At 52.9% G+C, this 14,457-nt stretch carries 9 protein-coding genes and 1 pseudogene; 4 read left to right on the top strand and 6 right to left on the bottom strand.

Annotated elements, in window-relative coordinates; translation table 11 throughout:
• Nucleotides 1-111 precede the first annotated feature (111 nt).
• From istA to BLO49_RS16990, 3 genes are all read left to right on the top strand, one after another.
• Nucleotides 112-1,629 (top strand): IS21 family transposase, encoded by a 1,518-nt coding sequence (istA, locus tag BLO49_RS17000; RefSeq protein WP_090646292.1) that lies wholly within the window; start codon nucleotides 112-114, stop codon nucleotides 1,627-1,629.
• The gene (istB, locus tag BLO49_RS16995; RefSeq protein WP_090646289.1) at nucleotides 1,619-2,398 is read left to right on the top strand and encodes an IS21-like element helper ATPase IstB; all 780 of its coding nucleotides are present in this window, start codon (nucleotides 1,619-1,621) and stop codon (nucleotides 2,396-2,398) included. Before istA ends, istB begins: the two co-directional genes overlap by 11 nt.
• An 85-nt stretch (nucleotides 2,399-2,483) precedes the next feature.
• Nucleotides 2,484-2,693: a hypothetical protein gene (locus BLO49_RS16990; protein WP_220083767.1), complete on the top strand. Its 210-nt coding sequence runs from the start codon at nucleotides 2,484-2,486 to the stop codon at nucleotides 2,691-2,693.
• Between the two features lie 574 nt (nucleotides 2,694-3,267).
• Here BLO49_RS16990 and BLO49_RS16985 read toward each other — a convergent pair.
• From BLO49_RS16985 to BLO49_RS16970, 4 genes are all read right to left on the bottom strand, one after another.
• On the bottom strand, nucleotides 3,268-4,863 hold the full coding sequence (locus BLO49_RS16985) for an alpha-L-fucosidase (RefSeq protein WP_245679081.1): 1,596 nt from the start codon (nucleotides 4,861-4,863) through the stop codon (nucleotides 3,268-3,270).
• Nucleotides 4,864-5,185: 322 nt separating this feature from the next.
• Nucleotides 5,186-8,614 (bottom strand): glycosyl hydrolase, encoded by a 3,429-nt coding sequence (locus BLO49_RS16980; RefSeq protein WP_220083766.1) that lies wholly within the window; start codon nucleotides 8,612-8,614, stop codon nucleotides 5,186-5,188.
• Between the two features lie 1,047 nt (nucleotides 8,615-9,661).
• Nucleotides 9,662-10,630, bottom strand: a complete 969-nt coding sequence (locus BLO49_RS16975) for an alpha/beta hydrolase (protein ID WP_170828384.1) — start codon at nucleotides 10,628-10,630, stop codon at nucleotides 9,662-9,664.
• 101 nt (nucleotides 10,631-10,731) lie between these two features.
• Nucleotides 10,732-11,214 (bottom strand): ester cyclase, encoded by a 483-nt coding sequence (locus BLO49_RS16970; protein WP_090650685.1) that lies wholly within the window; start codon nucleotides 11,212-11,214, stop codon nucleotides 10,732-10,734.
• An 84-nt stretch (nucleotides 11,215-11,298) separates the two neighbouring features.
• On the opposite strand from BLO49_RS16970, the gene BLO49_RS16965 reads away from it, so the two are divergent.
• Nucleotides 11,299-12,234, top strand: a complete 936-nt coding sequence (locus BLO49_RS16965) for a LysR family transcriptional regulator (protein WP_090650683.1) — start codon at nucleotides 11,299-11,301, stop codon at nucleotides 12,232-12,234.
• 130 nt (nucleotides 12,235-12,364) lie between these two features.
• Here the strand turns inward: BLO49_RS16965 and BLO49_RS16960 are convergent.
• Nucleotides 12,365-13,015, bottom strand: a pseudogene (locus BLO49_RS16960) (L-lactate dehydrogenase); the annotation flags it as partial.
• A 72-nt stretch (nucleotides 13,016-13,087) separates the two neighbouring features.
• Nucleotides 13,088-14,448, bottom strand: a protein-coding gene (locus BLO49_RS16955; protein WP_090650680.1) for an IS3 family transposase whose coding sequence is annotated in 2 segments (ribosomal slippage) — nucleotides 13,088-14,103 and nucleotides 14,103-14,448 — 1,362 coding nt in all. Because the reading frame shifts where the segments join, the coding sequence is not laid out codon by codon here.
• Nucleotides 14,449-14,457 lie beyond the last annotated feature (9 nt).

The raw sequence follows: 14,457 nt of genomic DNA, 5'->3' as shown, positions 1-14,457 counted from the left end.
TGTTGAATATCACCGAAAACTGACCCATTTGGCGGCTTAATTATCATCAGGAATTGACCCATGTGAAACTCCCCTCGTTGTCGAACAGCGAGGGCCCTCGGAGTGATAGACATGGCATTATTGAGCGTCATCAGGCGCTGGGCTTTTCGGGATCGGATACCTATCCGTGAGATATGTCGGCGGACCGGTTTGTCCCGGAATACGATCCGCAAATACCTTCGGTCAGATGTTGTCGAGCCGACGTACCAGTCGGCGGCTCGTCCGACAAAGTTGGACGCTTATGCAGACAAGCTGGTCCACTGGCTGAAGATCGAATCTGGCAAGTCACGTAAGCAAAAACGGACGATCAAGCAGCTCTACGCGGACTTGGTGGTGCTGGGTTATGACGGATCGTACCCACGTGTCGCCACCTTCGCGAGGGAGTGGAAAGCCAATCGGTTGCGAGAGCAGCAGATGAGTGGGCGCGGAACATTCGTGCCTCTAGCCTTTGAAGCTGGCGAAGCCTTCCAGTTCGACTGGAGCGAGGACTGGGCGATCCTGGGTGGCGAGAAGACCAAACTCCAGGTGGCGCACTTCAAGCTATCGCACAGTCGCGCCTTCATTGTCCGGGCGTATCCACTTCAGACCCACGAGATGCTGTTCGATGCCCATGTCGAGGCCTTCCGGGTCTTAGGTGGTGTGCCGAGGCGTGGAATCTACGACAATATGCGGACCGCCGTCGACAAGGTGGGTGCGGGCAAGGCGCGGCAAGTGAACCTACGCTTCCAGGCGATGGCCAGTCATTACCTGTTCGACGCCGAGTTCTGTAATCCGGCCTCCGGCTGGGAAAAGGGACAGGTCGAGAAGAATGTCCAGGACGCCCGCCACCGTTTATGGGTGCCGATACCGAGCTTCCCGGACCTGGCGGCGCTGAATGCCTGGCTGGAAAACCGTTGTATGGCCTACTGGCAGGAAATCCCGCATGGTGAACTGCCCGGCACAATCCATGATGTCTGGGCGGAAGAGCAGCCGTACCTGATGGAGCCTTCCAGGCCGTTTGATGGCTTCGTCGAACACACAAAGCGGGTGACGCCTACCTGCCTGGTGCACATGGAGCGCAACCGTTACAGCGTGCCGGCTTCGTTCGCCAACCGTCCTGTCAGTGTGCGGGTTTACCCTACGCGGATCGTCGTCGCCGCGGAGGGACAAATCCTGTGCGAACATGAAAGGATAATCAATCGCTCCCATAGCCCGGGGCGCACGATCTACGACTGGCGCCATTATCTGGCGGTCATCCAACGCAAGCCAGGTGCGTTGCGAAACGGCGCACCGTTCCTAGAACTACCAGAGGCGTTTCGGCGCCTGCAGCATCACCTACTTAAACGCCTGGGCGGTGATCGGGAAATGGTCGAAATCCTGGCCCTGGTCCTTCAACATGACGAACAGGTCGTCTTACAGGCAGTCGAACTGGCGCTGGCCGGTGGCGTGCCGACAAAGACCCATATCCTGAATCTGCTGCATCGTCTGATCGATGGGACAACACCGCCGGACACGATAGATGCGCCTCAGGCCCTGCGGCTTACGCAAGAACCCTTGGCCAATGTTGAGCGCTACGACGCCCTGCGGATGGAGGGTCGCCATGCGTCATGATCCCGCCAGCGCGGCCATCGTCATCATGCTGCGGTCGCTGAAAATGTACGGCATGGCCCAGGCCGTCACTGAACTGACGGAGCAAGGCTCGCCTGCGTTTGAAGCCGCAATCCCTATCTTGTCCCAGTTGCTGAAGGCGGAAACCGCTGAACGCGAAGTCAGGTCCATCGCCTATCAGATCAAGTCGGCTCGTTTGCCAGCCTACAAGGACCTGTCCGCGTACGACTTCGCTTCCAGCGACATTAACGAAGCCCTTGTGCGACAGTTGCACCGCTGTGAGTTTATGGACGGCGCCCAAAACGTCGTGCTTATCGGTGGACCCGGGACCGGCAAAACGCATATCGCAACAGCCCTGGGCGTTCAGGCGGTTGAGCACCATCGCAAGAAGATCCGCTTCTTCTCCACGATCGAGTTGGTCAATCTGCTTGAACAGGAAAAAGCTCAGGGCAAAGTCGGACAGATGGCAGACCGACTTCTGAAGCTCGACATGGTGGTCCTGGATGAGCTGGGTTACCTGCCGTTTAGTGCCTCTGGTGGCGCCTTATTGTTCCACATGCTTAGCCGGCTCTACGAACAGACCAGTGTCGTCATTACGACCAATCTCAGCTTCAGTGAATGGGCCGGTGTCTTCGGCGATGCCAAGATGACCACGGCGCTGCTCGACCGGCTCACCCACCACTGCCACATACTAGAGACCGGCAACGACAGCTTCCGCTTCAAGGCCAGCACCGCAACGGCAAAATCGAGGAGGGAGAAAACTGTGACTTGACCCCACCACGACCCGCAGCGTTATACCTTAAAGGTGGGTCACTTCCTGATGAGATTCCTGGGTTAGTTCTTCGCGATAATCAACAATGGGCCAAAGCGACATCCGCAAACTGCTGATCGTCGGCGCCATGAGTCGGATTCGATGGATCGTCCGCAAGGGCGTATTGCCCGATAATTGGCTGGGCCGTTTGATGGGACGAAAAGCTCGCATGGCCGCCGCTGTCGCGCTGGCCAACAAAATGGCCCGCATTGTTTGGGCGATGATGACAAGGGGAGAAAACTACCGTTTGGCGTAATCCGCTGCCAGCCCATGCAGGCAATGCGGTGAGCGCTTGGGGCTGCGGCTTCAACAAGGAGATCGACTGACGATTATGCGGCAAGGACTTCAATGTTCAGGACAAGCAAACCAGTCCCGGGGCTCGAGCAAACCAAGCTCTCTGAACCGATGTGGAACTTGTTCTTCGAACTGCATACCGGCCCCCTGGCGCTTAAGGCCACGAACAGAGGCCTGACACACGACCGATAGATGTTCGACGCCGAAAAAAGTTAGAAAATCACCTTGCAAAAGCGGGGGCATCCACACACGCCCCGCCCCGACCGACCGCACAGACCTGAAAGCTACGTTTGGCCAGGTCGACAGCCAATATATGCACTTCGTTCATATCATCGTCCTCCTGTCACATCGCACCACGCGATGATTGGGCATTATACAATGCCCATCGGAGGGGGCATCCACCCCATCAGTTCACAGTTTTTCTGAATTTTACTCGCGGTCCCCTTGATCCACTCCTTTCATTACGTGGGAGGCAGAGAAAAAGTCAAATAGGCGATATCTAAGGAAGGCCACCCTGAAAGGTTATGCTCTCCAACTTAGGTTCGGAAAGTGATTTCAAAAACGCTGGCGTGACGGGTGGGCAGCGAGGCCGGAAGATTAATAATGAGCGCCTCATCTGCCTGATGGAATGTCAGCGCTTTTTTTACCCCCAGCAGTCTGACAGTGCTCACCCTTTTCGCGCCGTGTCCCGCGTGTAAGGCCTTCACGGCCACGCTCTGCGACGGTTGATCTAGCGTGATGGCGTATAGCTTATTGCCCTTCGTGGTGAAGCGGATATCCTGCGCTGTGTAGCTGTTGTTCTCCTGAAATGCGCCTTCAACCGTTTCGGTTGGACCCTCGCCAAAGATGTGCCACGGGCGCGTACCGTGAATAGCATCGCCATTTACTTTCATCCATGCCGCCAGCTCATCGAGCAGGATCTGCGATTCTGGCGGCAGGCTACCGTCTGGGTAAAGCACGACGTTGAGCAGCAAATTGCCATTCTTGCTGACGATGTCGCTCAACATGGTGATCACCTGCGGCGCGGTCTTATAGGTATAGTTGTCGCTGTAGAACCAGTCGCCGTTTGAGGTATCAGTCTGCCACGGCCGCGGATTGATACCCTTGAGCACGCCGCGCTCGACATCCTGCACGCAGGTCTTGGCATTGAATTCGCCCGAACCCAGGTCCTTGCAGTTATAGACAGCCTGCACAGCGCCTTTTTTGTCGACGCTGCCATTATACAGGTGCGACACAAGCGAGCGGCCAACCACCCCGAATGGCAAACCACCATCGGAATAGAGCAGATCCGGCTTATAGGAATCTATCAGGTCGCTGATCCGGTTATACCACAATTGATGAAAGGCCGGATCGGTGGTGTACCAGCCCTTAGCACCATGATATTCCTCTCCCTGATTATCATGGTAAAGATCGGCGAATTTGGGATCGGCTCCATCGTAATTGACCCCGATTTTGGGAAAGAACCGATCAAACTGATGACTGGTATAGAACCAGGTATAACTGGCGCCCAGATGCTCCGATACACCAAATCGCAGACCGCGCTTGCGCGCAGCCTTAGCCCATTCGCCCACAATGTCACGCCTGGGGCCCATCTTTACGGCATTCCACCGATGCAGCTTTGAATTCCAGAGATCGAAATTATCGTGGTGCACGCCCATGCTGACGAAATACTTGGCGCCCGCGGCAACATACTTGTCCATCAGCGCCTCGGGATCGAACTTTTCCGCCGTCCACAGCGGGATAATGTCCTTATAGCCAAATTCGGACGGATGGCCGTAGGCCTTCACATGCTGCTCATAATTTGGATGTCCTGGCACATACATATCACGGGCATACCAGTCGCCGGCACGCGGCACAGCCTGCGGTCCCCAGTGCGCCCAGATGCCGAACTTGGCATCACGGAACCACTCAGGAGTCTCATAGGCTTCCAGCGATTCGACGGTTGGTTGGAAAGGCCCTTTGGCCATGGGCAGTTTATAGTCAGGCGCTTTTTGTGCCAGTGCACAAGCGCCATCAGTCGTCCCGACCTCAGCCCTCACTGCGGACGCCAGACCCAGGGTCGCCAAAATCGGAGCGCCCGCCAGTAGACTACGTTTATTTATTTTCATGTTTTCACCTTTATCGTCACTCATGTGGCGCCCCTGTTACGGCACGTTACGGATTTTTTACTCATTAAATATCTGTTCCATTGTTGATTTAGAGATTCCAGACGATCTAATTTGCGCTCTATCCAAACCTGTCCATGAAGGTGCGTCCACGACTGGAAGACTCCAAAAATCGGAAGCTAATTCAAGCGGCCGGGTGGTGTCGAACAACCTGTTTGAGTATTTTTCTAAAACGCACTTAATTGTACTCCCACCCCGTAGCCCAGACACACACAACTCTGGTGCCAGGCAATGCTCAACTTCCCGGACCAAATCGAATATAAAAGACAATACGTCGTCAACCCCGTTTCTAATGATCTTCCATTAACAAGGTTACAGGACCAATCAATCCCGAGGGTCTAAGGCTAGCGTCTGGTCTGTAGGTAGGCATAGTAGTGAAGGTAATCGCACTGGCGTGGGGCTGCGCGTCGCCAATCAATCGATTTACCCATAGGTTAGCGACCTTGACTGAAAGATCGTTAATGCCGGGCCTTGTTAAGGCACCAATATCACATTGAAATGGAGCCTGCCAAAGACCACATGCGCGCTTCCCATTAACCCAAACTTCTGCAACCTCGTAGACTGTCCCAAGATCGATGAGCAAAGGCTTTCCCCTGACCCAACTTTTCGGTGAATTAAAAGTGCGGTTATAGGTTGCGATCCCAGAGAAGTAGCGAATACCAGAATTGCTGTTCAATTCTAGCGCCGTCAGACGGCTCATTTTGTAATCGAGCGGAGCTCCACGATTTTTTTCAAAAGTGACACGCCAAGTTTCGTCAAGTCCTACAACCTTATGATAGGATTTTTCATTGATGGTTTCGCCATTGGACTTCGATGGCTTTCTAAATACTACGAAAACGGATTTTTCGGCGTTTAAGGTCAATGGAACTACCGTCTGACGACCTTCAATTCGATAACTTACAGAGGATATTTTTCCAGTTTCTGCGTTCCAGACTTCTGGCCTGTAACCTGTGATTCCAAAACGAGCTTCAATACGTGCATCTTTGTTGAGGCGGTTGACGACAAACCAAATGTTACTATTGCCATCACGCCTGTGAAGAGTGTCAACCTTCACAATTCCTGCACTCGACGAATAGGTAAAATCGGGAGTAACATTCAATTGTTTTAACGCATCATCTACGTTTGAAGTATCCAACACTTGACCTTTACCTATCTTAGTAAGGATAGATCCTGACCAAAGTTCCTTTCGCAAGGATTCAAAATCGCTTTCACTGAATTTGAGGCCTGTCGATTCAAGAGGCGCGACCCCAACTACAGTGGCTCCATCTAAGACTAAGGATCTAATACACCGTAACATTGGAACAGACATCCGATAAGAAGAGCCACCAAGGAACAGTACCTTGTACCTCATGCCAGATTTTGTAACGAGGTCTTGACCATCAACTTTCAATTCCCCGCAAACGACAGTGGGGTTCACAAAATCGAATCCGTTATTCTTTGGGGCATCTGCCACCGGTTCGGATCCATAGAGTGCGGTAAGCGGCGCTTCCTCGCCGTAAAAATACGCTACGTCGGCAACGAACTTGCCGCGTTGCAGAAGGGAAGCGCTTCGGCTTATGTAATCGACCCAAGGCCTGGCCAAAGTTGCCCAAGTCTCGTGACGATTGAAATACTGTCCGAAAAATAACAAACCAAATCCAGGTACCTTGTTGTCAAGTGGCTGATGGACTGAAGTGTGAATCACGGGACGATTTACCCCTGTTACCATTTCTAAATCGATGATCCTACGCAGTGTTGCCGGAGAATCTGCCCAGAACCGCCTTGCCGAAGTCATCGATTCTGCCGCGACGATGTTCTGACCAAAAATATGAGCGACCGACGCCGCTCCTTTAATATCTGCAATATGAGATGCACTTGGCCCAGTTTCACGCGGGAACATCCACATAGCTGCCATTGGCACATCGGCATACCGTCGCATATCCATATCATCGCCAAGCGAAGGCCTAAAGCTTTCCAACGCCTCCCCGTAGACTTTCAAGCCCGCAACATGTGCGCGTTGAGCGACAGTTCCATAATGTTCCGAAGCCATAAGATCTGACAACGTGCGCCTATAATCATATAGGAAACGGTCGCTCTGATCACGCGAGCCTATTATGACACCAGTCAGTGTCGGCAGCCAAGGTGTAGGATCATAGCCACGCAATGACTTAAATTGATCAATCATAGCTGGGGTCCAGTTCGCTGCACCCACCTCTATACTATCAGTGACAATTGCTCTAAGGCCCCTTGAGCCAAACATCTGAGATCCAACAACACCTTGATACATGCCAAGATAATGATCCATGTATCGGCCTACTGCGCCTCGATCGAATTTGTCTACTTCCAACCCTGTAGCTTCATCTTGTGCAGGATGATTTACTGTTCCAAGAAGTGACCAGCCGATGCGAACTATCTTCCACCGCCCGGCAGGAGGCGTCCAAGACAGGGCTCCGTCTGGCGCTACGTATTTGGTAATGTTGACGACCTCTTCTGACTTTAGCCCTGCCTGCTCAGTTCCTCCGGATGAAAGTTTAAAATAGTCTCGCTCGATTGAGTATCCTGCTTTTGCCTCGAAACGATCTATCACTGACTCAGGCGAAAGTTTTAGCTGTACGACCTCCAGCGGAAGGTCATCATGCTCTGGCTCAGGAGGAATTATACCCTCCGCGTAACTATTAGGATCAAAAGTTTCTGCGACGATCGGTTTGAATACAACTCGAAATTGACGAGCGGTTTGGGGTGAAAAGCTTTCAGTCTCCGGCACTGAACTGACCTTCAAATTTGTCAGAAAATGCCAGTTAAGTCCATCGTCGCTCGCCTCAAGATAAGGTTGGATATTTGGCCCACTCCACCTACCGTTCCCATTCGGAATATATAAAGTAACAGAACGAATGGTCGTTAGGTCTTTATATCTAAACCTTAATTCCGAAGGCATGCCGTTTACCAACCGTGGGACACGGACGGATGTGTCCACATTGGCATCAAAAATGGCGCTGGCATCGATAATCTCTCCACTACCTGAGATTACCGTCGGCAATGAAGCAGAAGATGGTTCCTTATCAGGATAGGCAAAAACTGCTATATCCCCATGACTATAAGTCTTCACACCATCGCGGTCACGAACACGTATGGCCGCATCATCATCGATTTGTAAGTCCTGAAACGGGCCTGGGCTTGCCGGAAGTGCCGGAAGTGTCAGTCGAATGGGCTTGCCGCCATCGACAAAGACTTCGCTCCAAACTACTTTTTTTAAGCCATCATCTTTTGGTACCCAGCCACCTCCGGTCTCAGACCATCCAGGTGACGCGGCAATGCCAAATTCCAAGCCAAGGCAGTCCGCCGTTCTAACTGCGTATCTAAATGCGTCTTGCCAACCAGGCGTCATGTAAAGCAAACGTGAATCGACTACCTTAGGCGTCCCTAGATCGACGTCGAAATTCTGGACGCCGCCAAGCCCTATGGACTTCATCCACTTAAGATCCGAGGATATGCCTTGCTTTGTTATGTTGCCGTTCATCCAGTGCCACCAAACTAGAGGGCGTGCGCCAGATGGCGGATTCGAAAAAACCTGCTCCAAAGAAGGTATTGATGGTTTGGGACCATCTTCAGTGCACTTCTGAGATCCTTCTGAACGCGTTGGCCCGGCTATCAACAACAAAGCAACCGAAGCGGGCACAAGGCCAGCTCGTATCCCGCGTTTGAAGACAAATCTCAGCATAGGCGCCTGATGATGAAACACAGTAAAAGCTCCCAATTAATTGCAAATCTATCGTCTGAGGTATCGAATAACTATGAGAGACTTCGTAAGCGTGCCAAATTTAGCCACAACTTTTACTCAGGCGATACTTAAGCCCCTTTTTCAGCAGGTACTGATCTACCGAGCATTTCCAAGTCCCCGTCCCTCACTTCCGGGCACAACTCGCCAGCAAAGGAATCCTCCGATATTTTTATTCCATTATTTAGCACCTCTAACAAAATGTTGGGATGAGTGCAAGTTGAGAGCTAAGAAATATTGACAAAATATCCACCATGTAGCTTATTGTCCCACATTGTGATATATATTCGGTATGAAGCCCATTCCGACGAAAGTTCCTTTCTCAACCGGCGTTGAAACAGGGCCCCTTATCGGCGCGGAAAAAGCCCCCGCTTTGTCTGTGCATTCGAGCAGCGAAAATGGAACTATTGCGACGCGCCGGGTATCGCCGCATTCATTTGAACTGGGCATATCTGTTCTATCCGGAGGGGGACGAGTGAAGGTTGAATAGTTTGTCGATAGCTTCAGGCGCGGTGTCGCCGACGCCAATAATATGAGCGCGAACGGCGCGTTATCGCTTTAGAGCCCGGCATTACTGAACGCTAGATGTGGCTGCCTAACCGCTTACGAGGGGCACCAACCGCTCTCAGGAATGATCTAGCAGTACGATGCTAATGGACGCACTCACGTGAAAATACAGAGTCCGAACAATCTACTAAAGACAGTGCTTTTCGAATTAAGGTCGACCAGGCAAGACGGTTACATGGCTCTGAGCCAAGAGTTAATACATAGGCCTCGTTGATGGCTTGAATGCCATATTCGTCGAGGTCCAGGCAAATGTTCTGCCTTATAGGGCTCTCAGACTTCGGTAGCGCTCCACCGTCTCGCACTTTCTATACAAATCGAGCGATTTGTTCCTGCATATGGCTGGACTGTTCGGCCAGCCGTGATGCCGTATACTAGGCAGCAGCGTATCCCTGGTAGCTTCGGCCATAACTTGAACATGGCACGCCACTTCGTCAGTACCTTTGGCTAAAGTCTTCCGGCCAACCAAGTCACAACCTCGCTAACAGCGTTGTCCACGACCTCGGGATCATCATAGAACCGAGTGTGAAAAACGCCCGGCTCTATAATCAACTTTCGGTCATTCACTCTCAACGAGTCGTAGACAGTGCGCGCAGCAACCAAAAAACCGTCCGATTTCTCCCCATGCAAAATTAAAGTCGGCACGTCGATTTTACCGGCAGGTTTCCTAACATCAACGGTCCAGACATCGGCGTCGCTCGAAGCGGTGACCCTGTTCTCCCAAGTCGTTCTGGAACCCCAACCAAGTCCGTCCCATCGAGCATACCAATCGTTGATCTCCCGCCAAGGCAAGGCGACAGACTTGTCGGTCGGGGAGATTACCGGAATGTATTCGACTGGCCCGCCGGCAGCTTCTCGCGCCTTAGCTTGGTTTCCACGTGCGATACGCTCGTCGAGTGTAGGGCCGCCGCCGCTGAAGAATCCCTCGAGGTTTTCCTTGTAAAGATATTGGCCGGATATGCATGCCAGAACTTTAAGGCGAGGGTCTTCGGCTACGGCAAACATCATGTAACTTGCGCCTTGGCATATTCCCAAACCACCTATTCGATTTGTATCGGTACCTGGATCAGCCGCCAGCGCATCCGTTGCAGCTCGGATGTCTCGCTGCCTTTGACTCGGCCCTTCGGTTCGACGAGGAGCACCGCCACTCGCGCCACTACCGGTAGGATCAAAAATCAAGCAGGCATACCCCGCTTTTGCGAGACGCGTTGCATATTGAACAGGTGACTGTTCCTTTACCGAACCAAACGGCCCACTTATGACAAGCCCTGGCAACTTACCATCAACACCTGAAGGCCGGAACAGAGCACCTTGGAGTTCGACACCATTACTCTCGAAAGCCAAGTTTCGGCGTACCCATCCGCCTTTAGTAGGCACAGTCGCAGCTATCGAACTAGATGGGATAACAGCTGTCATAGCGCCAACTCCAAGTGTCGTAAAAGAGGCCAGCACCGCGCGGCGGTTCGTTGGCAAATGTGTCTCATCTTGCATTTTTTCGCTCGCTATTTTTTTGCGGGCTAGGCGCCGGTCTGGAACATCATGCCCAGCCAGTCTTCGACATGCCAGGTGCGGATGATTTTACCATCACGCATTTCGTGCATGTCCATCACCGTAATTGAGAAATGTTTGCCCGAGGGGGCCATGCCTGAAAACTCGCCGCTTTGTGTCCCGCTCAGCGTGGAGCGCACGACGACGAAGTTACCGTCTTCGACAACTTGTTCGTTGGTAACATGTAGATTTGGGAAGGCAGCGAAGAAATATTTCACAGTGGGCTTAAAGCCCTCGCGGCCCGGAGCTTGTTGCGGTGCAAGCGGTCGGTCATCCCAGTCTACCGAAACGGCGTCATCCAGTTTGCTCAGGTCATGTGTATTGAGCGCACCGTAAAACGCTTCAATAGCTACCTTGTTCTTCGGGCTAATCTCTGGACTTGCCTGGGCTGTACCGCAAATCGCCAACCCCGCAACCGCAGCCATGACTAAAGCGATCTTCTGTAAGTTCATCTACTGGTCCTTTTGCGTTTTGCATCTAACTATCATATACGCGATGCCAGATTATGCGTCTAATGGCAGAAGCGGATTTCGATTATGCGTGAACCGGATTTGAAAGACATCGATCTCAATTTGCTAGTCGTTTTGCGAGCTCTGCTTCAGACGCGAGGTGTCAGTCAGGCTGCAGAGCGTCTGGGCATGAGCCAACCCGCGGTTAGCCGATCACTTTCTCGACTTCGACGACAGTTCGGTGACCGACTGCTCGTAAAGGGGAATAGGTCGATGATGCCTACCCTATACGCCTCAGAGCTGGCTGCCCCTCTTGAGCTTTTGCTTGAACAAACAGAGGCGTTCTTCGACACGAAGCCTGTATTCGACATCACCTCAACAACGCGCGTGTTCAGACTTGCTACTACGGACTATGGCGCCATAGCGGTCCTTCCTCAGACATTAGCGCAAATGATAGCCCAAGCCCCACTATCGGGTCTCGAAGTCGTTGGTTTTGGACGGGACACCTTTAGAATGCTGTCCGAAGGTCAGATCGATCTAGCGTTCTATTCTGACGACCCCGTGCCAACCAGCTTGAGAACTGCAGACCTATTTAACGAAGACTACATCTGTCTGATAAGTAACAACCATCCTTTGACTAGCCACATTCAAAATGGGCGAATTGATATGGATAATTACCTCGCATACGACCACGCTTTAGTGACTGTCACAGGAGGCCGCACCGGTATTGTCGACGATGCACTCCGTGCCCGAGGCCTTAAACGCAGGATTGCAATGTGGTTGCCCTATTTCATGACGGCGGCACTTCTCGTGTCACGATCGAACCTTGTTCTCACCCTGCCTCGACGGGCCGCTGAGGAAGCCGCGAACTCATTTGAACTCCTTAAATTCATGCCCCCTATAGAACTCGAGACCTTCGGATACCGAATGATTTGGCACGAACGCACGCAAAGAGACGGCGCCTGCCTTTGGTTGCGAAATCTGATTTCCAATTCTTGCGCGTCAAATCAGCTCAGTCGTTGAAAAATTGCATTTAAGGACACGCGCCCAATTGGAAACTCCGCGGCATGACTTTTAGGCATTGGCCGTCCAGCTTATTTTGCAACTAGGGAGTATTAGCCATGAGCTTTGTACTGTAAAAAGTGGCCCGAGGCTATTCACGCGCGTGCACAAGACACTTGCGACTTATGGCGCTAATAGAAGTCGTGCCCGTTAGGGTCATCGCCACACGGAGTTCTTTCTCAATGATAGAAAGAAGGTTAATCACGCCGGCGCCCCCGTTAGCCGCGAGCGCATACACGTAGGCGCGCCCAAGCATTACACCCTTGGCTCCAAGGGCCAGCATTCGGACAACGTCGAGGCCGTTGCGTATGCCGGAATCTGCCAGAACTGTGATCTTGTCACCGACTGCATCGGCGATTGGTGGGAGGGCTTGCGCCGTAGACAGTACCCCGTCCAACTGTCGTCCACCATGGTTTGAAACGACGATCGCATCCGCTCCAAAGCGTACGGCATCTTCAGCGTCATCAGGGTCAAGAATACCCTTAATTATGATTTTTCCCTGCCAGAAGTCTCTAATCCATTCGAGGTCAGACCAAGAGATGCTCGGATCAAAGTTATTGGCGAGCCAGCCTATGTAATCGGAAAGTCCGGTTGCCTTACCCCTGTAGGCGGAAATGTTGCCCAGGTCATGGGGTTGCCCGAACAAGCCGACGTCGAGTGCCCACGAGGGGTGTGAGGCCGATTGAACAAGTCTGCGCACGGGGCCGTTCTTACCGCTCAGCCCGGAATGGGCATCGCGGTGTCCGTCGTCAAAGATATTGGGACAAACTCGGTCGCAAAATAGTGGAGGGTTTGGCCTCGGTTTAGGTGGATATTACGCCGCTGTTTTCTGATGTTGCAAGCGGCGGTGTTCGAGTGTTTTCAGTTTAATCTTCTGCCTTTTGTTCCAGATCGCTTGTGCGCGTCCGAAGTAGGCATCGGCTGGTGTCACGTTGCCGAGGCTTTCGTGATATCGCCTGTGATTGTAATGATCGATGAAGGCCTCGATCTGACGTTCGAGATCGCCTGGCAGATAATAGTTTTCCAGCAGGATACGGTTCTTCAGGGTCTGATGCCAGCGCTCGATCTTGCCCTGGGTTTGCGGGTGGCCTGGCTTGCCATGAACCTGTGACATGCCTCGGTCTGATAGCCAGTCAGCCAACTCAGCCGAGACGTAGGAACCGCCATTGTCCGACAGGAGCCGAGGGCGCTTTCTGCCTCTGGCCTTGTCGAGACCGGTGGCCTCCAGGGCCAGTTCAACCGTGGCGGTGACATCCTCGTACTTCATGCCGTCGCATAGTTTCCAGGCGACAATGTAACGAGAGAAGTCGTCGAGGATGGTCGACAGATAGAACCAGCCCCAGCCGATGATCTTGAAGTAGGTGAAGTCGGTCTGCCACATCTGGTTCGGCGCCGTGGTCTTGTCGTGATATTCCTCTGCCGCCTTCATCACCACATAGGCAGGGCTGGTGATGAGGTTGCGTTCCTTCAACAGGCGATAAACCGAAGCCTCAGAAACAAAATAGCTTTTTTCGTCGCAGAATTTCACCGCCAGTTCCCGGGGGGACAGCTCTGTATGTTCCAAGGCCATCTCGACGATCTGGCCCCGGACCTCGTCGGCAATGCGGTTCCAGACGCGCGGTGAGCCGCCCGTGCCATCCTCCAGCCCTTCGGGACCATGAGTGAGAAACAGGTCGTACCAGCGGTAGAAGGTTGTCTTGGGGATGCCGAGTTGCGCCAGAGTTCGGCGGGCAGATAAATGGGACTGCTCGACCAGGCGGATGATCTCGAGCTTTTCCGTGGCTGGGTATCTCATTCGTCGTCGCCCCCAGTCCCGTTCGCGCTTTTTTTAAGCAGCCGGTTCTCCAGCGTCAGTTCAGCCACCACTTCTTTCAGGTCACGCGCTTCCTTACGCAGGACCTTGACCTCGTCTGACGTGGCCTGACGGGCTGTGTCCCCGGCCAAGCGCCTCTTACCGGCTTCGAGGAAATCCTTCGACCAGGTGTAATACAGGCTGGTTGCAATGCCTTCGCGACGACAGATATCAGAAATGCTGTCCTCGCCCCGCAGGCACTCCATAACGATGCGGATCTTCTCTTCAGCCGAGAAGTATCGGCGCGTCTCACGCCGGATGTCCTTGACGATTTTCTCGGCCGAAGGCTTAGTGATCTTAGGCGCCATGGGTTTGCCTCTCATCTTCGCTCT

Source organism: Asticcacaulis taihuensis (genome assembly GCF_900100255.1).
Classification (GTDB): domain Bacteria; phylum Pseudomonadota; class Alphaproteobacteria; order Caulobacterales; family Caulobacteraceae; genus Asticcacaulis; species Asticcacaulis taihuensis.
The sequence above is the reverse complement of the archived record's forward strand: the minus strand, read 5'-3'. Positions and strand labels throughout refer to the sequence as shown.